15 protein-coding genes are annotated in these 23916 nt (G+C 63.9%); 3 read left to right on the top strand and 12 right to left on the bottom strand.

Translation table 11 applies throughout. The features are described 5' to 3' along the window. Positions 1-10: 10 nt before the first annotated feature. On the bottom strand, positions 11-1531 hold the full coding sequence (locus EA187_RS16500) for a hypothetical protein (RefSeq protein WP_127780979.1): 1521 nt from the start codon (positions 1529-1531) through the stop codon (positions 11-13). 316 nt (positions 1532-1847) lie between these two features. On the opposite strand from EA187_RS16500, the gene EA187_RS16495 reads away from it, so the two are divergent. Further along, positions 1848-3509, top strand: a complete 1662-nt coding sequence (locus EA187_RS16495) for a DUF4397 domain-containing protein (RefSeq protein WP_164856339.1) — start codon at positions 1848-1850, stop codon at positions 3507-3509. A 123-nt stretch (positions 3510-3632) separates the two neighbouring features. Here the strand turns inward: EA187_RS16495 and EA187_RS16490 are convergent, their stop codons facing one another. Continuing rightward, positions 3633-6194: a transglycosylase domain-containing protein gene (locus EA187_RS16490; RefSeq protein WP_127780977.1), complete on the bottom strand. Its 2562-nt coding sequence runs from the start codon at positions 6192-6194 to the stop codon at positions 3633-3635. 299 nt (positions 6195-6493) lie between these two features. Between EA187_RS16490 and EA187_RS16485 the strand changes: the two genes are divergently transcribed. Beyond that, positions 6494-6808: a hypothetical protein gene (locus tag EA187_RS16485; protein ID WP_115607104.1), complete on the top strand. Its 315-nt coding sequence runs from the start codon at positions 6494-6496 to the stop codon at positions 6806-6808. Positions 6809-6826: 18 nt separating this feature from the next. On the opposite strand, the gene EA187_RS16480 is transcribed toward EA187_RS16485, so the two are convergent. From EA187_RS16480 to EA187_RS16440, 9 genes are all read right to left on the bottom strand, one after another. Next, positions 6827-10375 (bottom strand): serine/threonine-protein kinase, encoded by a 3549-nt coding sequence (locus tag EA187_RS16480; protein ID WP_127780976.1) that lies wholly within the window; start codon positions 10373-10375, stop codon positions 6827-6829. A gap of 130 nt (positions 10376-10505) precedes the next feature. Beyond that, positions 10506-11174 carry a hypothetical protein gene (locus tag EA187_RS16475; protein ID WP_127780975.1) on the bottom strand — a complete coding sequence of 223 codons (669 nt, stop codon included), beginning with the start codon at positions 11172-11174 and terminating at the stop codon, positions 10506-10508. Between the two features lie 83 nt (positions 11175-11257). Continuing rightward, positions 11258-11473 (bottom strand): hypothetical protein, encoded by a 216-nt coding sequence (locus tag EA187_RS16470; protein WP_127780974.1) that lies wholly within the window; start codon positions 11471-11473, stop codon positions 11258-11260. A gap of 137 nt (positions 11474-11610) precedes the next feature. Next, positions 11611-13614: a DNA repair helicase YoaA gene (gene yoaA / locus EA187_RS16465; protein WP_115607111.1), complete on the bottom strand. Its 2004-nt coding sequence runs from the start codon at positions 13612-13614 to the stop codon at positions 11611-11613. Beyond that, positions 13611-14264 (bottom strand): hypothetical protein, encoded by a 654-nt coding sequence (locus EA187_RS16460; RefSeq protein WP_115607112.1) that lies wholly within the window; start codon positions 14262-14264, stop codon positions 13611-13613. Before EA187_RS16460 ends, yoaA begins: the two co-directional genes overlap by 4 nt. Positions 14265-14274: 10 nt before the next feature. Next, positions 14275-15030, bottom strand: coding sequence for a 3'-5' exonuclease (locus tag EA187_RS16455; protein WP_164856338.1), 756 nt, complete (start codon positions 15028-15030; stop codon positions 14275-14277). 69 nt (positions 15031-15099) lie between these two features. Continuing rightward, the gene (locus EA187_RS16450) at positions 15100-16545 is read right to left on the bottom strand and encodes a formimidoylglutamate deiminase (RefSeq protein WP_127780972.1); all 1446 of its coding nucleotides are present in this window, start codon (positions 16543-16545) and stop codon (positions 15100-15102) included. A 258-nt stretch (positions 16546-16803) separates the two neighbouring features. Then, on the bottom strand, positions 16804-19410 hold the full coding sequence (gene clpB, locus EA187_RS16445; RefSeq protein WP_115607117.1) for an ATP-dependent chaperone ClpB: 2607 nt from the start codon (positions 19408-19410) through the stop codon (positions 16804-16806). A gap of 264 nt (positions 19411-19674) precedes the next feature. Then, positions 19675-21711, bottom strand: coding sequence for a hypothetical protein (locus tag EA187_RS16440; protein WP_127780971.1), 2037 nt, complete (start codon positions 21709-21711; stop codon positions 19675-19677). Positions 21712-21835: 124 nt separating this feature from the next. Between EA187_RS16440 and EA187_RS16435 the strand changes: the two genes are divergently transcribed. After that, positions 21836-22315 (top strand): DUF4442 domain-containing protein, encoded by a 480-nt coding sequence (locus EA187_RS16435; RefSeq protein ID WP_127780970.1) that lies wholly within the window; start codon positions 21836-21838, stop codon positions 22313-22315. 179 nt (positions 22316-22494) lie between these two features. On the opposite strand, the gene EA187_RS16430 is transcribed toward EA187_RS16435, so the two are convergent. Beyond that, positions 22495-23889, bottom strand: a complete 1395-nt coding sequence (locus tag EA187_RS16430; protein ID WP_115607122.1) for an MATE family efflux transporter — start codon at positions 23887-23889, stop codon at positions 22495-22497. Positions 23890-23916: the final 27 nt, after the last annotated feature.

Here is a 23916-nt window from a genome sequence, read left to right as displayed (position 1 = left end):
GGACTCCGCCTTAAATCGGCGAAGGTGCTCCTCCGAGCACCTCGGCGTCCTCCATCGCCTGCACTAAGGCCGCTGTACGCCCCACAAGCTCCACCAGGGCCTCCGACTGCTCGCTGAGAGGCAACCCCGGGCTCAGTGCCTCGAACGCATCTTCGACCTCTACAAGCATCCAGGCGAGCCCTGGATAAAAGCGCTCCTGGGTACGCCGGAGCTCGGTGACGCCGCGGCTCCAGGCGGCCCAGATCAGGGTCGCCTCCTCCACCGGAAGGATCTCGTCGGGACGGCGATCATCGCCGGCGACATCATCGTCCTCGCCGCGATCGTCATCGTCGTCGCCACTGCTGTTGTCGTCATCATCCTCACCGCGATCGTCATCGTCATCATCATCGGAATCATCCTCACCGGTGTCTCGGCGCTCATCCTCGTCGTCGTCTTCGTCTTCTTCCTCGCCGTCGGTGCGGGTGACCACCCGGGCCGGGGTTCCCTGATCGATCAGGGCCAACCGAAGCGCCTCCAGTGCCAGGACCAGCGAGGAGGTCGAGGCCCAGGCGTAGCCCGCGGCATTCGCGGCGACCTGCTCCGGCGTCGCACCACCGAGTTGCGCCAGCGCGCCGGCGGGCGCCATCCCCGCCACAGCCCCCTCCCAGTCGCCTGCGGCCTCCATTCCCAGAGCGTCATCGCCCCCGGTCGCCAGCTCCTCGCTGAGCGTCGTTTCGCTCGCGCTCGCGTCACCCTCCTCACCCGTCATCGGGTTCAGCTCCGTCTCATCGCCGTAGAGGAGGGCATCGACCTCGGCCTCAAGTTCATCTTCGAGTTCGGCGGCCAGTGCCTCCTCCTCCAGCATGACCTCCTCCGCCATGGCTTCTTCCTCGGCCAACGCCTCCTCTTCGCTGAGCGCTTCTTCTTCGCTGAGCGCCTCCTCCTCGGTGAGGGCGATGCCACGCTCGTCAGCGAGCGCCTCCAGCGTTTCCAGGTCGTCGACTTCTTCCTCCTCAATCAACGCCTGAAGAGCCTGCCGGCGAGCTTCATCATCGCGTGTTTCAACACGGTCTCCGGCTGACCCCGGGTCGTCTGAAGTTCCCGTAGAATCTGGCGCAATGCCCTCTTCGCCCTCCTCAACATCGTCGTCATCATTGAGGCGCGCGCGCTCCTCGGGCTCCACCTGGGCCTCGATCTGCGATCGCTCCACGGCCCGGGTCAGCTCGGCGATGCGCTCCGGGTCGGGCCCGGCCGAAAGCACCGAACTCTGCGGCTCGCCACCGAGGGCGTCATCATCGCCCCGGGCCGGTTCCATCGTGGACTCACCGCGCTCACGCGGCGATTCGCGCGCGGACTCCGGGTCGGTTGCCGCCGGGGGCTCCTCGACACCGGGTGCCTCCTCCCCGGGCATCGGCTGCGGACCGGAGCCGTGGGGAGGCTCCTCCCGATTCCCCCAGGTCATCGCCACCCAGACCAGCAAAAACACCAGCACCGTGGCCGCGCCCCAGCGTATCCAGCGCTGGGTCTGAGGCGTTCGTCGTCGACGTACCATCGCGTACCTCCCGGCTCTACCGCGTTGCCCTGAAGGATCCTCGTTCCTCTTAAAGGTACGCACGGACACAGCTCGCCGAGCGCTTGCCGGGGATGATGGAGTGTCTACCATCCCCTCTCTCAAACGTACGGACACGCCGCCCTGCGGGCCATGACCTGCCCGGCAGGCCCCGGAAGGGCCCCGGCGTCGTTCCGCATGACAGATTCCGCCATCGATGGGGGCGCGCACGAGGTCTGTGGCAGTCGCGCCGAGGCTCCGCTGGAGCTTCGCCGACGAGCCTCATCTTCTGCCTGACCACCTCGTTCCAGGAGCCTCCATGCCGCATCGCCTCCCCCCTCTACCTGCCACGCTTTCGCTGCACCGCCTGCTGACCCCGATCTTCTGCGGGCTCCTGGTCTTCGGCGGTGCCTGCACCTGCGACGATGACGACCCGGACGACAATCCCAACCTGGATGCCGGCGATGCGGGGGATACCGACGATGCTGGCGACGCCGAAGACGCCCCCCCCCCGGATGTCGAAGACGACGCCGATGACACCGACGATGCCGACGCTGACACCGGTGACGCCGACGATGAGGAGGTTCCCATCCCCGCGGGTCAGGCGCGCATTCAGCTCATTCACGCCGCGGCCGACCCCAACGCCGCATCCGTCGATGTGTACCTCAATGAGACTCTGCTCCTGGATGACTTCGAGTTTCGTACCACCACACCCTTTGTGGATGTGGACGGCGGCGACGATCTGGAGATCGCTATCGCCCCGGGGGACTCGGAAAGTGTCGACGATGCGCTGAGCACGTTCAGTGCGGTCGCGCTCCCGGCCGATGAACGCACGATCATCGTGGTGGCCGGTGTCCTCGACCCGCCAGGCTTCAGTCCGAACCCCGACGGGGCCAATACCACCTTGAGCCTCACCACCTTTGCCGACGCCCGGGAGCGCTCCAACGAACCGAACTTCGACCAGCTCGCCATCTTCCACGCCTCCAGCGACCAGCCCGCCGTGGCGCTGGCGCTCCCCGACGGCACCGAACTCCTCTCGCAACTCGCGTATGGTGAGTTCGCAGAAAGCTACCTCTCGGTCGCCCCGGGGGTGCTGGCCTTTGATCTTCTCCGGGCCTCCGATGGCGCTCGCCAGGGCTCCTTTCAAACTCCGGAGCTGACCGGCGGAGAGGCCTTTGTGGTCGTCGCCACCGGCTTTGCAGACAGCGCTCAGAATCCCGATGCAGCCTTCGAGCTCACGCTCTTCCCCTCGCGCTACGGCGGCGATCGTAGCGAGGGCATCGCACTGGATGAAGCCGCACGCCTGCAACTGATCCACAACGCGCCAGACCCCGACGCAGCCTCCGTTGATCTCTACCTCGACAACGAGCTGACCTACCCGGCGGTGGCCTTCCGCGAGGCAACCTCCTTTCGAACCATCGTCGCCGGCGAAGACATCGAACTTCTCGCCACTGCGGAAGGCGACGCCAACACCGAGGTGCTCACAAGCACCCTCAACCTGGGCAAGGGGCAACGGGCGGTCGCGGTGATCGGCGGCGTCCTCGATCCGGGAGCCTTCACCGCCAACCCCGACGGCGAAGACATCGCCCTGCGAATCTTCCTCAACTCCGACGCGCTTGAGGAGGCCCGCAGCCCCGATACCGTCGATCTTCTCGTCTTCCACGGCGTGCCTGACGCCCCCACCGTTGCGCTTGTCACAGACGCCGGGGAGTCCGCGCAGATCTTGAGCGAGACACTGACCTACGGTGATTTTGACGGCTATCTCAGCGTCGCCTCGGAAGACATCGTCGCTCAGATCACGCCCGCAGCCGACACGACCACCCCGTTGGCGGGTTTTGCATTGCCCCTCTCCCTGCTTGATGGCGAAGCGCTCACCCTCGTTGCCAGCGGTTTGCTGAATACCACCGATGCGGCGCGCACCCTGGCCCTGCTCATCGTCAGCGCCGATGGCAACCTCACCGTCGTCGCGCCAGAGGAGTGAAGGTTCAGGCTGTGCGCCGAAGGCGCAGGGAGATGCCCGCGTGGGTTTTCGCGGGCAAAAAACAAGCGCCCCGGGACGCGGAGCGTCCCGGGGCTGACATCCCAACAGCTGGCAACAGGCGGCTCAGTGGGTTAGCGGCATCCATCCGGTTTCCGTGGGGATGTGGCTGCCCTCGCCATCTTCAAAGGACATCTCGCCATCGCCCTCCTCCTCGACCTGCGACTCCAACACCTCGACACAACTGCGATCATCCTCACCGGCCGTCTCATCATCGGCGCATACCGCAAGCTGCACCCCGCCCAGGTTGCCGCGATTCACCTCGTCGAGCGCCGCGTGGTACTCCGGCCAGGTCAACTGCTCCAGAAAGCGCATATTCACCAGCACGCGCCTCATCTTGTCCTGACGGCTCGACGGCAGATAGCCGGCCTTGATCAACGCCCCGAAGCGTGAGGGCGCGGGCAGAATCGCCCCGAGCATCGCGCTCTGCGAGACGCTCAGCTCATCGGGGTTACGATCAAAGTAGAAGCGCGATGCCTGGTAGAGCCCGTGAACCCCGGGGCCCCAGTCCACCACATTGGTGTAGAGCTCCAGAATCTGTTCTTTGCTCAGCTCGCTCTCCATGCGCCAGGTCAAAAACGCCTCCTGGAGCTTGCGTGAGATGGTGCGATCACGGGTCAAAAAGAGGTTCTTCGCCAGCTGCTGAGTGATGGTGCTGCCGCCGCGCTCCAGCGCTCCCTCCCGCAGGTTATGCACCATCGCCATGCGCAACCCCACCCAGTCGAGGCCGGCGTGCTGCAAGAAGGTCGCATCTTCTGCCGAGAGCAGCGCCGAGGGCACATGGGCGGGCAGACGCGCGATACGCACCCATTCTTTCGGATCGACGTCACGAGCCGGATGCGCCCTGGAATCAAAGAAACCACCACCGCCAGCTTCTTCGGGAACCTCAACACCGGCGGCCCGCATCGCATCCCAGCGCAGCGAGTCTTCGACCTGAACATCCCCTGTAAAACTCACGTCGAGCATCAGGCTGTCAGGAAACGCGCTGTGCCCGGAGGTGGCAAGATCCACCCCAAAGCGCCCCTTCATCCGGGTCTTGGCCAGCATCCCACTCATCGCTTCGGGAAGCTCCGAGAGCACCTGACTCGCGTCCAGGTCGTCGCCGGCGAGTGACCATCCAAAGGAGAACCCCCGGCCAGCATCGATCACATGCCCCGACCAGCGCACCTCGTCGAGCTCGCCCAACTTCAGGCGCCCCGCCCCCACACTCAACGCGCGCGCGCCGGCATCAAAGGTCGCGCCCAGGCCGACCTCCATCGCCTTAAACTTCAGCGTTTCTTCGGCCAGGAAGGGTGCGCTGACATGAAACTCCTCCAGTACAAGATCCCCGTTGAGGTCAGCGATGCGCTGTGCCAGGTCCACCTCGCCATGCAGCGTCCCCTCCAAAAGCGCCCGCTCCACGCGCGAAGAGCCGGGCACCGGCCAGGGCGTGGTGCCATCCCAGGCAAAGTCGTGGAACCAGGCGTTGATGCCAACCATCGCGCTGGGAAGATGCCACTGCGCCTCCACATTGAGGTGCCCCCCCTCATCGTCGAGCACCTCGGCCACAAGGCCGATCCCGGGCACATCGGCACGGTAGCTCAACTCGACATCACGCAACGCGTAGATCGTCTGCGCGCCCCGAACCCGCGCCCCTTCCGAACGCCAGATCACCGTCGGACCGCGGCGCTCCAGGGTGGAGGTATCCGCCTCCAGCGCCACATCCGCCCTCTCAGAAGGCCGTGCACGCATCTTCGTAAGCGTCACGCGCTCAGGCATCTTTCCCGTCTTCAACCTGGCGAGCGACGCCCCCAGCTCAAGCGACACCGACTCCACCTCGAGCTGACCTGCGGGTGCTCTGAGCAGCGCGGCCACATCCATCGCCTCGGTACGCACCACCAGCGCCTCGCCCTCAAGCCCGGCCTCAAAGGGCTGCGAGTCCAGCTCTCCGCGAGCGCTCATCGACACCAACGTGCGCCCGGTCACATCGACGCGCGCCTCACCAGCGCCCAACTCCACGGGCCACAGCGCGCCCTGGAGATCAACCGGCCCCCCCTCCCAGCTTACGCGCACCACCGGCGCCAGAAAGCGCTCCGTCCGCCCCGCCGCCTGCAAAGACGTCCGCTCCGAGCTACCCTCATTCGATGCCCTCCCTGCGCTAACCTCATCCGCGCCCTCTCGAACATCAGGCGCCTCGGCAGATGCCTCCCCTCCCCAGAGCTCAAACCTGCCCAGCCGCACCTCCCCCAACTTCGGCGCGCGGGCCCGCAAGGTTTCAGACCAGTCCAGATGAAGCTCCACCTCATCAAAACGTGCCTCCGCCCGCTGCCCTCCCTGCGTCTTGCCGACCCGAACCTCATAGGCGCGCACCCCCGTCCAACCGGCGGGCCCCATCGCACCAATACTCAGGTCCACCCCCTGCTGCGCCGCCACCGTCGCCAGGCGAGGCGCAATGGCCCGCTTGAGCACCGTGGGGCTGCGCAGCGCCTCCACGCCAGCCCAGAGTCCTCCGCAGACCAGCGCGCACATAAGCAGCGCCGCCCCGACCGGATGGCTTCCACGCCCTGATGTCCCCTGCCCATCTGCCAGGGTCCTGGCCACGCTATGTTCGCTCTTCGACTCCCCGTTCATGCCCTGCTTATAGAGCATAGAGAGGTGCGGCGTCCAAAAAATTGCCGCGCCCCCCTACTTCTAAGGCCGCGAAACATCTGGGCTTAAAGCTTGAAGTCTCGTCACGAACCCGCCATACTTACAAAACGTCACTACAAGATAGGGAGGGATCCCGGCGCTCTCGCCACCGATCGACTCGCTGTCCTGCGTGACTGGCCGGCCTTGTTGTAGGGAAGCGCTTTGCCAGCGCTCCTGTCGCCACATCACACTGGGATTGGGTTTGAGAGAGCCACTCTCACTCAGTGCACCTCTCTGCCCTCAGTACCGAGGTAATACGCATGGCCGATAAACGACTCAAAGCTGAAGCCACGTACTCCGGCGTAAGCGACAAAGATATGAATGCCTTTCGCAATGATCTGCTGTCCGAGATGACCACAAACAACGTGGGCGGCTACATGGTCAGCGCTGAGGGAGCCAGCTGGATCGACATCGAAGGCGATGAGTTCGATGTCGATGACATCGCAAACTACATCGACAACTCCGGCATCTTCGCGACCTTCAACGTCGAAAGCGTCGTCACCATCACCTCGCGCAAGCTCAACGACGCCTACCTCTACTACAAAAACCTCGCGCCGGTGACGTCAGTGCCGTAAACGCGCTACCCCGCGTGCTCAGGGAGCTGTGAGAAGGTGTGGCATCGCCTCTCGCAGCTCCCTGAGACGCGCCCGCAGCACCCATTCTTCGCCTCCCTCCTCAGCGAGTTCGGTGGCGGTTTCGATCAGCAGGCGGGCGTCGCCATCGCCATAAAATCGGGTATCCCGAATCAAGCGCAGCGCCTCGTCGGCGAGCGACTGGACACGCCCCTGCTCCCGCTCGTTGAGCGCGTTCACCAGACAGCCCAACACGGCATAAAGCAAAAGCTGCGGACGACGCTGTCGTCTGAAGCTCACCGCCGCGCGCTCAAAATAAGAACGCGCCTCTTCGATGTTCTTCTCGGCGATCAACATCAGCCCCAGGTTGATCATCGCCACCATGCCGTTCTGCACATTGACGCGGCTGCAATAATGAAGCGAGCGCTCCAGTGCTGCACGCGCGCCCTCCAGATCTCCCTGCAACCTCAAGACCTCGGCGCGAAGGTTAAAGGCCTCCGAGAGCCCCATGCTCTGATCGGCCAACTCGCAAATCGCGATCAGCTCGTCGACTTCCGCCAGGCTCGGCACATCCCCCCGCTTATGACGCAGCAACAGATTGTCAAAACGAACGTTGGCCACCAGGACGATATCGCCCGACGCGTCGGCCTGCGTCACGGCCTCCTGAAGCAGGGAGGAAACGTTGAGCCACTCCGAGCGGCGTGCCAGAGAGCGCGCCAGGGCTGTCGCAGCCATCGCATAAGCGCGTGGAGAGCCCCCCGAACCATGGTCGCGAAAATGCTCCAATGCCTGACGCAAGAGCGTCTCCCCCTGTGCAGGCTGACCACAAACAATCGCACAGGAACCCGCCAGGGCTCGTGCCTGGGCGACCAACGCGGCATCTCCTAACTCCAGCGCGCGCGTCTCCGCCCGCTCCGCCCATTCGAGCGAAAGCCCGACATAGTACATCGAGTTGTACGCCCAGGAACGCCCGAGAGCCAACTTCACCTGAAGTCGCGCGATGTCCTCGTCGTGGTTGTCGGCAAGTCGCTCCAGGGCCTGCCAGGCCTGATCAAGCAAATACGCGTTTACGTGTTGCTCACCCCGAAGTCGACGAAGCTCGCTGGCCTCCATGTAGCGTCGTACAGCCTTTTCGAGCTCGCCGCCTTCTTTGAGCATCGCCGCAGACCGCTCCAGCGCTCCCTCCTCGCCACGAGCAACCGCCGGTTCCAACACCTGCGCGCAGAGGGCATGCGCCTTCTGCCAACCTCCCGAACCGCGCAGGTGAGTGAGCAGCGCCTCCTTCAAGAGGTTATGCGAAAACGCCAACTTATCGCCCCCCACCTCCACCAGGTGACGTCGCACCAGAAGATGCTCCACCACGTCATTGGTCCACGCGATCTCGGCGAGTTCACAGGCTCGCTTCCAGTCTTTCAGCTCCAGGCACGCGCCCAGCACCGCGGCCAGCTGCAAGGCGAAGAGCTGGTCTGCACCGTACACATCCACCAGGGCCAACGCCGGGGCCAACCACAGAAGCTCGTCATCCTGAAGTTCGCTGGCGGCAACGTCTCGCTCCAGCCGAAACCCATCGAGCGTGGGCTGCAGAAGGCCGCGTTCTATCCAGCGTGCTGCCAGGGTTGTGGCCACCAGCGGATTTCCCGCGCAGCGCTCGGCAACCTCCCGGGCCAGGCCCGGCTCCAAAAAGAGCAGCTCCTCCACAAAGCTCTGGGTATCAGCCGGGCTGAGCGCCTCGACAGGTACTTCGGAAAACGCCCCGCCTTCGCGCAGCTCCCCTAAAGCCCGAGCGTGCGTTTCACTCAGCGCCATCGCGTCATCGCGCGCGCTCATCACCACAAAGATCGGAACGCGCTCCTGAAGTTGATGGAGCAACAGGCTCACCCAGCCCAGCGCCTCCACACTGCGATGCACATCCTGCAGCCGAATGATCAGCGGGCCTGACATGGTCATGCGCATTAAGAAATCGGCCAACGCACGCTGACGCTGAGCCTGGCCGCTCATACGTACGCCCGCCTCATCACCGGGTTGCGAGGGAAGCAACAGCTCAGTCATCGCCTGCCAGAGGTAGGGATCGTCGCCTCCGCCCGCGCGAACAATCGCCTCCAGATGGCCCATCACCTCTGCGCGCCCCACCCCGTCCAATCCGAGGTGATGCATCAACGCGTCCATCACTCCATCGCTGGCGTCACCGTCGGCGCGGTAGCGCACGTGCAGAGCCCGGGCCGATCCCACCTCCTGCGCCCGCTCCACAAGCCAGGTCGCAAGATGATCTTTTCCAACCCCCGGTGCCCCGGTGAGCATCACCGCAGCAGGCTTCCGAGTGGCGATCACCTGGCGAAGCGTTGACCAGAGCAGCTCGCGCTCGTTCTCGCGCCCCACCGTCGAGAGTCGTCGCAGTCCAAAGAGCCCCAGCCCGGCACCGGCCACCCGAATGCTTGAGGCTCGCCTCGGTCGCTCCCAGTTGGCGGGCAGAGGCGTAAATCGCTCGGACACGTCGCCCACCGATCGCACAGGCTCGAAGTTCAACAGCGGCGTAAGCGCATGAAAGGGCGACATCTGCCCCGATCCCGGCCCGCGCACCTCTGCGCTCATCCGCTCGTCGGTCGACGTGGTGTTGGCCTGCAACAACGCCTGCCACTGGCGCGCGCTCACCCCGACCGACGCACGCCCCACCGCACGCCGCAGCTCCCGGGCGGCAAGCGCCGCCGATGCCCAGCGTTGTCGCGGATCGCGGGCCAGAAGACGCGCCAGCCACCCCTCCACGCCTTCCGGCACCTCGCCACGCGGTCGAAGAGGCGGCAGCGGATGATCGAGGTGCGCGCGGGCAATCTGCATCACGTTATCGCCCCCGAACGGCACCTCCCCGCAGATCATCTCGAAGATCACGCACCCCAGCGCATAAAGGTCGGTAGCCGGGCCGTACTCGCGCCAGCGCCCCAGGAGCTGCTCCGGCGCCATATACTGCGGCGTACCCGCCACCTTCTTACTCTGCACAACCCCGTCCTGGGGTTGCAGAGCGTAGGCCAGACCGAAGTCGGTCAGCAGCACGCCCGGCCAGCTCTCCTCTCCGCGATCCAGAAGCACATTTTGAGGTTTTATATCGCGGTGCACCACACCGCGCGCGTGGCTGTGGGCCAGCGCGTCGAGAATGGCATACACCACAAGCTCAATCACCACCCAGGGTTGAGCCTCGTCCATCAAGCCAGCCAGCGTGCCGGCACGCGCGTACTCCATGACCAGGTAGGGACTTCCCGGACGAAACGCGCGCGGCGCCAGATCCAGGCGGTTCTCACCAATCACCCCGTAATCAAAAAGCCGCACAATGCCGGGGTGATCCAACCCCGCCACACTGCGCACTTCATGGCCGAAAGCTCTCTGGTAACTTGATTCACCGGCCTGATCGCCCGAGATCACCTTGACGGCGACCTCCATCCCCTGCTCAGGCTGATACCCCCGATACACCTCGCCCATCGCCCCCTGGCCGATCTGCTCGAAGATCTGAAACTTGCCCAGACGCACCCCCGAAGGGGTGAATTTCGGGCTCCCCGACGATGGCTCCTCGGATGTGGTCATGCAGGCCGCAGTGTCCGAAACGGGTCAAGCGTTACTCAAAAAGGCGATAGCTCACCCTAGCGTTGAGGCGCGCAAAACCCAAGCTCGAATTGCCACTAGCCGCCGGCATAGGATCCCGGCCCGGTCATCATCACTCCGCCTGGCCGCGCTTTTCCATGCGCTGCTGCAGGCGAATCATGAGGTATTCCGAGAGGTAATTCGGATCATCAAAGAGTCGACACGCAACGATCTCCACCCAGAGCGTGGGTCCCTTCGAGGGATCGATGCGCGCGGGGAAACTGCGCCGCGGCCAGATCACGTTATGCGAATCGAGCGCATAAAACTCGGTGGAGGCATCAAGCAACTTTTGAAAGCTCAACCCCTCGTCCTGACCGCGATAGAGACTGGTGACATCGGCCACCGCAAGGCACGCCTCGTGCGAGATGTTCAAAAGCGCCGCCGAATCGTCGATCCTCACGTCGTAGCTCTTCCAGAGGCTCTTATCGGCGTTGAGAATATCGACCTTCGAGGTGCCCCCGATCAGCTCCACAATCTGAGCGTTTTGCGCCAGGACCGGCTCCGGCTCGCGACCCTCCACCTGCACAAAGCGCTCTTCGTCGCTCAGATTAAGCACGTAGAGTTCGCCGGAGCCGTAGAGGATCGAGCGGTACCCCAGAAAGCCCACCCCGGCCATCTGCGTGACCGCCCCCAGAATCGCCACGAACACCAGCAGCGCACCCACTCCAAGCGCGACACGCTTGCCAGTAGACATCCCGGCATCGACCTCAAACCCTTCTAACGCTTCGGGCTCTGTGCCCATCATCTGCCTCACGAGCTCTGCGCGACCCCGGCGCGCTCATCGCGCCGGCCAACCTCTTCGCGCAGCCATAGCACAGCCCGCGCTCAACGCGGAAGACAGCGCTCGGAGCGATCGCTCCCCAGATAGTGATCGTGGCGCTTTGTCCTACCACGGAGCACCGAGCCGGCGGCCATCAGCACAAACACCGGCTTGGAAAGCAAAAAGAGCAACACAACGTCGGTCGCTGACATCTGCGAGAGGCGGATGAAGATCTGCAAAAAGCTCGTGGTCAACACGACGTTCTCGATCAACTCAAGCATATCTGGACCCCGGGGGCTGGCCAGCTGCGACGCGATAAACAAGCACCTATTGAACCTGATCACCGGCGACGAGTCGTCCTGTGCTTCGTTGCAAATCCTCCCAGATTGTATCGGGCAGCGCAAAAGCCGCTCGCCCCTTACCCCTCGGTGCTCAAGGCGTCGGGATGGCGCTGATACCACCAGCGCTTGACCGCCGGCGCTGACCACACCACCGGGGCCGGTGGCAGGCTGTTGAGAAAGTAGCGCCCGTAACTTTTATGGGCCACGCGCGAATCCAGGATCGCCACCACCCCCACATCACTCTTCGAGCGGATCAGACGCCCGAACCCCTGCTTGAGGGTGATCGCAGCCGAAGGCAATGAAATCTGTGCGAAGCTATTGCCTCCGCGCTCATCCACCAGGTTGAGGCGAGCACGGGTCAGCGGATCGGAGGGATTGGCAAAGGGCAGCTTGTCGATAATCACCATACTCAGCGCTTCGCCCTCCACGTCGACTCCCTCCCAGAACGAGCTCGTGGCGAAGAGCACCGCGTTGGGAGTCGACCGGAACTTCTCCAAAATCTCGCGCTTGCTGGCCTGCCCCTGCAGGAGCACCGGGAAGTCCAGCGTGTCGACCAGAAGATCGTAGACCGCGTTCATGTTCATATAGCTCGTAAAGAGCACGAACGCACGCCCCTCGGTGATCTTGAGCAGGTAGTCGACGATCAGCGCCACATTATCGCAGAACTTCGGATCGTTGGGAGCCGGAAGTTTGCTGGGCACATAGAGCACGCACTGGTTCTCATAGTCGAAGACCGGCTCTAAGATCAGCTCTTCGACCTTAACCGGCTTCACCGAAGGCCCCTCCTCGCGCTCAAAGCCCAGCATGCCCATGCGGCGCTTGAAGAACTCGAAGTTGCCGCCGGTGGCCAACGTCGCCGAAGTGAAGACCAGCGCGTCGTGGGTATCGAGCAGCTTGCGCCGCATCAGCCCGGCCAGATCGATGGGCGCGGCCTGCAAAAAGACCCCGCGGTCGCGCCGCTCTACGATATAAGCGTAGCGGGCGTTATCGCAGTTCATCACCTGCTTGAGCTCAAAGCTCAGCTCGCTTGTCCGCTGCGCCAGGCGCTGGCCCGACTCTCCCAGGGCGCTCACCGCACGCACGGCCCCTCCCAGATCGTCGAGCGAGTCGTACACCTCGGCCAGCGCCTCATCGATGGCCGGCCGCTCCGGGATATCGTCGAGCACATCGAGCCCGTGACGTCCCTCACGCAACACGCCCAAAAGGCGGTCAAAAAGCTGACCTGCGACTTTGACCATGTAGCTGCTCGCCTCCAGCACATCGGCCGAGGCCTCCACGCTGACCTCGTCGCTCTCCATCGCCCGTTCGACATCACTGGCCAACTCCCAGAAACGGAAGTTGGAGACCTGCAACCCGAAGTACTCGGTGGCGACACTCTCCAGATGGTGCGCCTCATCGAAGACCACCGCGTCGTAGGAGGGCAAGATCTCGGCAAAACCCGTCTGACGCAGCGCCAGGTCGGCGAAGAAGAGATGATGGTTGACCACGATGACGTCGGCTTCCTGCGCATCTTCGCGCACCCGGTTGACGAAACACTCATCGTAGAAGGGGCATTTGGTGCCCAGGCAGGCCTCCGAGCCCACCGAGAGTTCTTGCCAGGTGGGGTAATTATCAGGCAGCCCATCGATCTCCGCGCGGTCACCGGTGCGGGTCTTGCCCGCCCAGCTGCGGATCACCGGCCACATGCGCACGTCATCGGCCGATCGAAACGCAGGCTTACGCTCCATCTCCTCAAAGCGATGCTTGCACAGGTAGTTGCGCCGCCCTTTGAGCAGCACCGCCTTAAAGGAGCGCGGCAGATGTTCTTGAAGAAAGGGAATGTCTTTGAAAAAAAGCTGCTCTTGAAGCGCTTTGGTGCCGGTGCTCACCACCACACGGCGCTTTGAGAGGAGCGCCGGTATCAGATACGCCAGCGTCTTGCCGGTACCGGTGGCTGCCTCCACGATCGCCGCGTGACGCCCTTCCAGCGCATCGGCCACCACCCGGGCCATCTGCACCTGCTGGGGGCGAAACTCATAGCGCTCAAGTTTCTGATCGAGCAGCCCCCCGGGCTCCAGAAATCGCTCCACCGCGCTGCTCATTGAATCACCTCACCCAGGGTCTCGATCAGTCGACGCCAGTCCTTCGCGCTGACGTTGGCAGGCACATCGACCTCCTGCTCGCTCAGGTCGGCCAGCCCCCCGGCGTAGGCCACAGGTACATCCTCCGATCTCAGCCCCGGAGCGCAAACCCAGATCGCGTCGCGCTTTTTGCCCGAGCGCGGCCGCAACCCCGCACAGATCTTCTCCCCATGCACCCGAAACACAAGCTCTCGCCCCGGTCGATCCACGAGCACCCGCCGTAGCATCGTCTGGGCGTCGTGCAGCTCGAGCCGACGCCCGTCAAAGATCACGCTTCCCGGATGAGAAACCGGCCGCGCGCGATCGGCCGCAAGCGCCCTTAACCTGTTGTGAACGCTTCGCTTTTTCAACTCACGAACCGGCGCAGCGATCGCCAGCGCGGCCGCCAGTGCCCCCAGAACAATCGGGCCGGCAGATCCGCCGAAGATCATTGCCAGCACGCCCAGCACCGCCAGCCCCACCTTGACCTGACGCGCGCGCTGACGCCCCGCACGGCTATCGCGGTAGGAGGGCATGTAGCCCCAGAGATAATCGAGCGACCGCCAGAACCGGCGGCTGCGAGGCGCATAGACCTCCTCGCGCTCCAGCTCTGCATCCAGCCTCAATGTCATTGCGCCAGTCTCAGTCATTGGCCTCGGGCACACTCATGTAAAGGGCGCGAAGCGGATCGGCCTCGTCACCGTAGATGTAGGCCGGTCCCAACCCGATCGCCGCCCCGCCCAGCGCATCGCCCAGCGACTCAAAGTCGCCGCCGCTGCGCCCCCGGCCACGCCAGCCGCTCATCTCGGCGGCCTGCTGCTGCTCCCACTGCGCCTGAAGCATCAAAAGCGCATCAAGCTGCTCGGGCAGACGATCGGCAAAGGCGTAGAGCACATGCCCGGTCACCGTGGCGTCATGGGTGGCACGGTGAGCCTCTTCGAGCGGGATGCCCAGAAGTTTGCAGATCGCACCGAGGTTCTTGCGCGGGTGATTTTTGAAAAACTGCCGCGCGAAAATCAGCGGGTCGAGCGTGGGCGACTCCTCCGGCCAGCTCAGCCCGCAGCGCTCCAGCTCGTAGCGAATAAAGCTGCGGTCGAACGCCAGGTTATACGCCACGATGCCCACGCCCTGGAGACGCTCATGGACCTCGGAGGCGATCTCCTCAAAACGGGGCGCGTCTTTAACGTCTTCGTCTTTGATGCCGGTGATGCGCGTGGATTCTTCAGGGATCGGACAGCCCGGGTTGACGAGCTTGCCGTAGGTCTCCACGACCTCTCCGCCCTCAAAACGAATGATGCCCACCTCGGTGACGCGATCGTTCTGAGGATCGAGACCGGTGGTCTCCACGTCGATCACCGAAAGGGTGAGATCTTTCCAAAGCTCGGGCCAGTTCGACATCGGGAGGTCTCCGGGGGGAGGAAAATCGACCATCAGGGTTGCGCGCAGCCATCCTGCGCGCGGCATATTCTATCGGGGTGAAACATCGGCGGCGCGCTTTGCCATCAACTCACGCGCGCCGGCCAGCAGCGCATCTTCATGGACATGGCGGCGATCCTCAATGATCAAGCGCCCGGCCACCACGGTGTGGCGCACCGCGCTGGCACTCATACTCAAAACGATGTGGTCCAACAAGGTTGAGGCCGAGGCTCCCCACAGCGAGGGAGACTGAAGATCGAGCGCGACGAAGTCCGCCGGCTGCCCCACCTCAACTCGCCCGCTCACGCTGCGACCGAGCGCGCGTGCACCGCCCACCGAGCCCATCTCCCAGAGCACCGCCGCGCTCTCGATGCGGCCTTGCGGGTCGCAGGCCGGCAGCACATTTCGGGCCTGCGCGCGCAGGCGCTCGTGGTACTCCACAAGGCGCATCTCCTCCCAGGGATCGATCACAGTGTGGCTGTCGCTCCCCAGCGCGATCGGCACTCCGGCGCTCACCAGTTCGCGCGCCGGCAAAAAACCGTCGCCCAGGTTGCGCTCGGTGGTGGGGCAGGCACAGATCGTGGGACGCGTCTCGGCAACAATCGCAAGCTCCCGCTCGCTCATATGGGTACCGTGCACCAGGGTCCAACGTGGGTTGAGCCCCGCCCACTCATGCAGCACCTCGACCGGCCCCATGCCATACGCGCGCTGTGAGGCGGCGATCTCAGCAGGCTGCTCGCAGACATGGGAATGAATCACCATCTGGCGCTCGGAGCAGAACTCGGCGATCGCCTCCACCCAGCTCCGATCAACCGCCCGAATACTATGCGGCGCCGAACCCAGGCTTACCCCGGGCGTCTTACCCCAGCGCTCCTCGAGCGCAGCGAGCCGCCGGAGGTAGGTCGCAACATCGGGCTCAATAAAACGCCGCTGACGCGGCTGCGCCACCTTGCCGATATCCCCGCTGTGGTAGGCAACCCGCAATAGCGTGATGCGAATGCCCACCGCCTGCGCCGCGGCGATCACCCGATGCGCAAGCTCGTTCGGGTCCTCATAGGGCGCTCCATCGGGGCGATGATGCACATAATGAAACTCCCCGACATGGGTGATGCCCGCCCGTGCCATCTCCCAGAACGCCAGACGTGCGGCCGCCTCGACCTCCTCGGCAGATAAACTCAGCGCCACCCCGTACATCGCCTCACGCCAGGTCCAGAAGTCATCGTCGGAGCGCGCCGGATCGCGCCGCTCCGACAACCCGCGCATCACCCGCTGAAAGGCGTGGCTATGCGCATTGACCTGCCCCGGTACCAGCGCGACCTCCCCGAGGTCGATCGTGCGGTAGCGCGACGCGCGCTCGGGAAGCGCCCCCACCGCCACAACCTCACCGCCCTTTACCCACACCGAGCTTCGATCGGTCCATCCCTTCGCGCCCCACACGCGCCGCGCACGGTACTCGAGGAGCTCATCGTCTCCTGCGTGTTTGCTCTCCACCACCATCCTATCCTCACGATTGATGCCGCACTCGCCAGGTACCCACAGGCCAGAAGTTCTCTCCCACCCTGCTTAACATGCTCCCCGCTCCCCGACGCAAGATCGCAGATGCGTGGGTCGGCGCTATGAACAAACACAAAAGACGCGGTCGCTCGTTACGACCGCGTCTTCGTCGACGTCGTCTCCGGGGGGCCTGCACCTGTCCTTCGCGACCCAAACTCACCGGGCGCCCCCTAACCCTCCGGGGGGCGCCCCGCCTCGGGCTCAATGCACCGAGGCCTGCGCTCCCGCCGAGCCGGCGACCTCAAAGGTCAGTTCGCCATCATCAACGCCCACCGCAATCGTCTCACCGGGGGCAAAACGTCCGGCCAGAAGCTCTTTCGCCAGCGCGTTCTGCACATCCTTCTGAACAACCCGCTTAAGCGGACGCGCACCGTAGACCGGATCAAAGCCACGATCGGCCAGAAGCGTCATCGCCTCCGGGCTTACGCGCAGCCCGAAGCCGCGGTCTTCCAGCAACTTGCGCAGGCGGCCCAGCTGAATGTTGACGATATGGTCCATCTCCTTCCGCGTCAGCGACTGGAAGAGGATGATGTCGTCGACCCGGTTGAGAAACTCCGGCTTAAACATCTCGCGCATCTCCTCCATCACCAGCTCCTCGGCCCGCTCCGGATCGCTCTGGCCGTAATCCTGGATGTGGTGGCTACCCACGTTGGAGGTCATGATGATGACGGTGTTGGTAAAGTCGACGGTGCGACCTTTGCCGTCGGTCAACCGTCCCTCATCAAGGATCTGCAACAGGATGTTGAAGACATCCGGATGGGCTTTTTCGATCTCATCGAAGAGCACCACGGTGTAGGGGCGCCGGCGCACATGCTCGGTGAGGTAGCCGCCCTCATCGTAGCCCACATAGCCCGGAGGTGCGCCGATGAGGCGAGCGACGGCGTGGCGTTCCATGAACTCGCTCATGTCCAGGCGCACCATGTTTTGCTCGTCGTCGAAGAGGAAAGACGCCAGCGAGCGCGCAAGCTCGGTCTTACCCACCCCCGTCGGGCCCAGGAAGATAAACGAACCGATGGGACGCTGCGGATCTTGAAGACCGCTGCGCGCTCGGCGCACCGCGTCGCTGACCGCTTCGACGGCCTGATGCTGGCCGACGACCCGCTCATGCAGACGGTCTTCCATCGTGAGAAGTTTGCGCTGCTCACTCTCGAGCATCTTCTGCACCGGGATACCGGTCCACCTGCTTACGATCTGAGCCACATCCTCATCGGTGACCTCCTCGCGAAGAAAGCTGCCACTCTGTTGAAGCTCCGCCAGCTCCTCGTGAGTCGCCTCCAGCTCCTTCTCGGTGGCGGGAATGGTGCCAAAGCGAATCTCTGCCGCTCGCCCCAGATCGCCACCGCGTTCAGCCTGCTCGTACTCAACGCGCAGATCTTCGAGGCGCTGCTTAAAGTCGCGCGCCTTCTGAATGACCTCCTTCTCACGCATCCAGGTGGCCTTCATGCCACTGGCCTTCTCACGCAATTCGGCGATCTCTCCCTCGACCTCTTCGAGGCGCTGTTTGCTGGCGGCGTCATCCTCACGTTTGAGCGCCTGGCGCTCGATCTCCATCGAGGTGATGCGACGCTCCATGCGGTCGATCTCCTCGGGCAGACTCTCCAGCTGCATCTTTACGCCGGCCGCAGCCTCATCGACCAGGTCGATGGCCTTATCGGGCAGAAAGCGGTCGGTGACATAGCGGTGGCTCAGCTGCGCTGCGGCCACCAGCGCCGCGTCCGAGATGCGGATGCCGTGGTGCACCTCGTAGCGCTCCTTAAGCCCGCGCAAAATCGTGACGCTATCTTCAACGGTGGGCTCATCAACCTGAATGGGCTGAAAGCGACGTTCCAGAGCGGCGTCTTTCTCGATGTACTTGCGGTACTCCGAGATGGTGGTCGCGCCGATGCATCGAAGCTCCCCGCGCGCCAGCGCCGGCTTGAGCATGTTGGAGGCATCCATCGACCCCTCGGAGGCCCCCGCACCCACCAGCGTATGCAGCTCATCAATGAAGAGCACAATCTCGCCGGCGGCCTGATCGATCTCCTGGAGCACCGCCTTGAGGCGATCTTCGAACTCCCCGCGGAACTTCGCGCCAGCAATCAAGGACCCCAGGTCCAGGGAGACCACCCGCTTGTTCTTAAGACTCTCGGGCACATCGCCCGAGGTGATGCGCTGGGCGATGCCCTCGGCAATCGCCGTCTTACCGACGCCAGGCTCACCGATGAGCACCGGGTTGTTTTTGGTGCGTCGACTGAGCACCTGCAGCGCGCGGCGAATCTCTTCATCTCGGCCGATCACAGGGTCGAGCTTGCCGCTCTCGGCCATCGCCGTCAGATCACGGGTGTACTTCTCCAGGGCCTGGTATTTGTTCTCCGGATTGACGTCCGTGACGCGCTGATTACCGCGCACCTCCGTCATCGCCGCCAGCACCCGATCGCGGGTCACGCCAACCGAGCGCAACACCTGCCCGCCCTCATCTCTGGCCTCGCTTAAGGCCAACAAAAGGTGCTCGGTCGAAACGTATTCATCGCGCAGTCCGTCGGCCTCCTTCTGGGCCACACGCAACACCTCGCCAAACGCGTTGGATACCGAAGGCGTCGTGCCTTCCACCCGAGGCATACGCCCCAGAGCTTCACGCACCGCTTTGCGCAACCGGTCGCTGCTCGCGCCGAGCTTGTTGATGATGGGAGAGACAATGCCCTCGTCCTGCTCTAAGAGCGCGTCGAGCAGATGAATCGTGCGAACCTCCGGGTGCTGTGCCTCGGCGGCACGATCCTGAGCTTCGGAGAGGGCTTCACGCGACTTGATCGTAAACTTCTCAATACGCATCGCTTTTGCTCCATGGGCAGACACACACCACCGGGGCCGGTGTCAGGCAAACAAGGCGCAGCCTCATCGTGTGGCCTTACGAAAAGGCCACCCTGACGTCTCCCCTCCCGCAGCGAGGTGTCCATAAAAATCATGGTGATTGGGTCGAGAACGCGTCGAAGCCTGTCACTCCATGAGCTCCACGCGATCCCGCTGTCGAGAGTCAAGCTATGCACGCCTGTTCAGGCGTCAAGCAATCGGCCGTCCACCGCCCGGCCGGGAGCCTCAACGCGGCGTCAAAAGCCGGTCGAGCGCCGCCTCCCAGTCGGCCTGAATCTGGCCGTTGACCCCGTTGGTTTCCTCATAATGGGAGCCCGGCGCAGCCTGCGTTCCCTGCGGCCCCTCGTAATCGTAAGATGGCACCATATAGCCCAGAAAATCACCGCCCAGACCGATGAAAAAAGGCAACGCCCCGGAGCCCAGCCGTTCATAGATGTAGGGCCCCCGGGGAGCCAATCCAAAGTCCGGCGGGTTCACCTGGTCGGGCCGCACCACACAGGGAGACTCCCCCTCGTCGCCCCCCTCAAGCGGCATGCCGTCGGGACCACAGACCGCCTCGGCGCGCCGCTCCTCCACGTCGCCGATCACAGGGTCCCAGACGGACGTGCGGCCCGGGTACCCCCCTACCAGACTCTCCGGAAACACCTCTCCCGGAGCCGTAAAGAAGGCCACAGAGCCCAGCCCCACCACCGAAGCCTCGGTGAGCACCTGCGGCGGCCCCGGATAGAACTGCAACGTGTTAATCTGGGCAGCATTGTAGACGTCGCGCTCGATCAACTTCACGCCAAACGCCGCCAACTGAAAGATCGTATTCTCAATCGGCGTAAGAAAGGTCACCGTGCGAAAGCTCAACGCCGGCGAGTCCTGCGCGAGGAGCTCGCCATCGCGATGGGCCCGCAGTACGTGCATCGCCAGGCGCTGCCCCACAGCATCGGCCGCATCAAAGGTATGGCGTTGCTCCCCCTCAAATGCCTCGTCCGCATAGTTGAGCGCGCCGCCTCGCCCCGGGTTTATGAGCCCGCCGAGCGCGCCGACAAAAAAGACGGTGACCCCGCCCAGCCCGTCGAGCGCGGGCTTGAGTTCCTGACCCTGGGAGTTTTGCACGGCCTCCAGCCCCTGCTCGATGTACTTCCGCACATAATGCGGATAGTCGGCCGTGATGAGCTGGTTGCCCGACCAGAGCACCTCGGGGTGGTTTGCGAAGCTGAGCAGCGTGGCGATCGTCTCCCCTGAATCGACCGCACTCACGCGCACCACCGGCAGGTTATCATCGAAGATATAGGGGGGACGGCTGTCGCTGATCGCCAGACCTTCCACCCCGGGTTTGAGCACGGCTGCATGAACCTGAGCAGGCTCCAGGTTCGCAACGGCCTGCTCCAACCCCAGCAAGGTCTGAGAGAGGATACGCTCGATAAACGCCGGGTTGCGCCCGCTTCGGTTCGGAAGCGGGGAGCCCGGCCCCCACTGCCCGGCGGTATCGGGCGCCTCGTGGTTATGAGTGGAAGCAACGATCAGGTGGTCGATGCCCAGCTCCGCCGGGATGCGGGCGCGCAACGCCTGAACGTCGGTATGAAAGAACCCCACCACATCGAGCGCAACCATCGCCACCGTCGTCTCATCCTGGCGCAACACCACGATCTGGCTCTTGAGATCGTCGTGCGCAAACTTCGAGACGCAACACTCCGGCCCGTCGCACCCGATGCGCTCCTCAGGGCAGAAGAGCGCCGGGCGCCCGCTGGAGAAACCCGCGATCCACATCGCATCATCTTCCCACCCCGGGTCGCTTTCACCCTCGGCGGGCGGTGCTTTAAAGGACTCCGGGGTAATGATCATGCTGGCGGCTCCGGCCAGAAGAACCTCCTGCGCCCCGGCCTCACAGCCCGGCTCGCCAGGGCACCCGCGGGGTGCCGGCGGCTCATAGATGCACACCTTCGGACGCCCCGCCTCGATCTCCTGGCAGGTCTCCTCAGGGCGGCACTCATCATCATAGGAGCAACGCCGGTCGAGGTTGGAGACGCACTGGCAGTCGACGACCCGCTCGTCGTCTGCGCATTGAGGAAACGCCTGACAACGGGGGGGCTCAAGCCCTCCAACATCAGCATCTTCGCCGACGTCCTCGCTCCCCCCTGCATCGTGCTCGCCAGAGTCCCGCTCACCACCATCGGTGCGCGCGTCATCCCCCGGAGAGCTGCAGGCCACCATCACCACCGCGATCAGCATCACTCCTAACCACGCACCACCTCGCCAGGCCCCTCGCCACATCGCATGCTCCTACCGTCCGTTGACCATTCCCATAGATGCTGACGATAACACTGCATGGCAGCCCTGCCCAACGCCCCACCTCCCTGCCGTAGCTGCATCCCCTTTCAACGCCCGGAGCTCTCCCATGCTACGCCCCCTGCTCAAGCGCACGCGCCGCGCGATGACCGAACGACTCGATCTCGTCCTGCGCCTCTACCCGCCCTACCTGGGCGCCGGCATCCGCGTACGTCACATCGCGCCCGACTATCGCCACATCCGCGTGGAGATGCCGCTGAAACTGACCAACCAGAATTACGTGGGCACCCACTTTGGCGGCTCCCTCTACGCGATGGTCGATCCCTTCTTTATGTTGATGCTCCTCAAGAACCTCGGCCCCGAAGTCGTCGTCTGGGACAAGTCCGCCACCATCGCGTTCAAGCGCCCGGGGCGCTCGACCGTTCACGCCGAATTTCGTCTCACGCAGGAGGACATCGACAAGGTCTGGCTCGCGCTTGAGAACCAACGCGTCTACGAGCCCGTCTTTGAAGTCGAGATCCGCGATCAGAAGGGCGAACTTGTCGCCCGGGTGGAAAAAACCCTCTACATCCGGCGCAAAGAGTCCTGAGCGCCGGGCACAAAGATGCCTTTCATACGCATGTTTCAACGACCTCATGCGACCGGGGCGTCAGGACCGGGCCTTCGTGCTGGTGTAGAAAAACCCCTGGCGAGCCGCAGCTCGCCAGGGGTTTTTCTACGCGTCCGTCCATGGAGCTCTCAGCACTGCGAGCTGCCTGATGAACTCGATCAGGCGGCTCGCCGACCAAGGCGCGCGCGCAGCGGCCGTTTTTTTTGAGGGTCGAGCAGCGCTCGCCGCCAGCCCTCACCCTGAAAACGTAGCGCCAACACACCGGCCACCACCGCCATCTCCACCACCAACGCCATCCACGCTCCCACCGCTCCCCATCCCATCACATAGGCGAAAAGGTAGGCAAAGGGCACGAGCAAGAACCAGGCACCCGCGATGCCCGCAAACATCGTAAAACGGGTGTCCCCGGCGCCATTGAGCGTACCGGCAGTCACAATCACAGTGGCATCAAAAAGCTGGAAGATCGCCGCGACGATCAACAACTTTCCGGCCAGCGCGATGGTCGCCCCGTCGCTGGTAAACACGCCCACAATGGCATCGTGGAAGAGCACAAAGCTCAGCCCGAAGAGCCCCATCAAAAGCCAGGTCAACACGAGCGCGGCCTGGTAGGATCGAGCCACCTCTGAGTAATGACGGGCACCCACGTGCTGGCCAGCCAGAATCGTGGCAGCCTGCCCGATCCCCTTCCCGGGCAAAAAACTCACGCTGACCACCTTCAAAGCGATCTGGTGAGCCGCGAGCTCCACGGTGCCCAGACGAGCCAGCAGCGCGGTGAAGAGGGTAAATCCGCCGATCCCCAGCACATAGTGCACGCCCATCGGCAGGCCCAGCCTGCCGATCGAGCGCACCACTTCCATCGGCACCCGACGCAAGAGCCCGCTGTGTCGCGCAAAATGCCAGAGCACCGCCACAAGCCCCACGCCCTGGGCTATCACCGTGGCGATGGCCGCGCCCTGCACGCCGATCGCCGGAATCGGGCCCAGACCGAAGATCAAAATCGGATCGAGAACGATGTTGATCGCGTTGGCCAGGATGTTGACCTTCATCGGCGTGCGCGTATCGCCCACGCCCTGGTAATAGTTGCAGAGCGCCAGCGAGACATACCAGAGCCCTGCACCCAGCGCGCGAATCCCGAAGTACTCGCGGGCCATCGCCTGCACATGCGCCTCTCCGCCCAGCGCCTGGAAGATCCACACATCAAGCAGGCTCAACCCCACCACCGCCAGGCCGAAAGGAATCGCCAGCAGGATCCCGGCGCTGGCGCTCTGAAGCGCGCGCTCCCGGTTGTCCGAACCGCTGGCCTGGGACGCCACCACGCTCACCCCCTGGAGCGTTCCCATAAAAAATCCGTTAATCAGAAAGGTCGCCGTCGTCGCCAGCCCCACAGCGGCCAGCTCCGCAGTGCCCAGCCACCCCACAAAGAGGGTGTCGGCAAGCTCCATCGCAGTAAACGAGAGCATGCTGATTACGATCGGCCACGACAGGCTCGCCACCCGCGGGATTCGTTCGGCCAGCCCGCGACGCCGCTGATTTACACCCGATTTTCGGAACATTTCTTACCTCGTTTGCGTCAGGGCAAT

The organism is Lujinxingia sediminis, from assembly GCF_004005565.1.
Taxonomy (GTDB): domain Bacteria; phylum Myxococcota_A; class Bradymonadia; order Bradymonadales; family Bradymonadaceae; genus Lujinxingia; species Lujinxingia sediminis.
The sequence above is the reverse complement of the archived record's forward strand: the minus strand, read 5'-3'. Positions and strand labels throughout refer to the sequence as shown.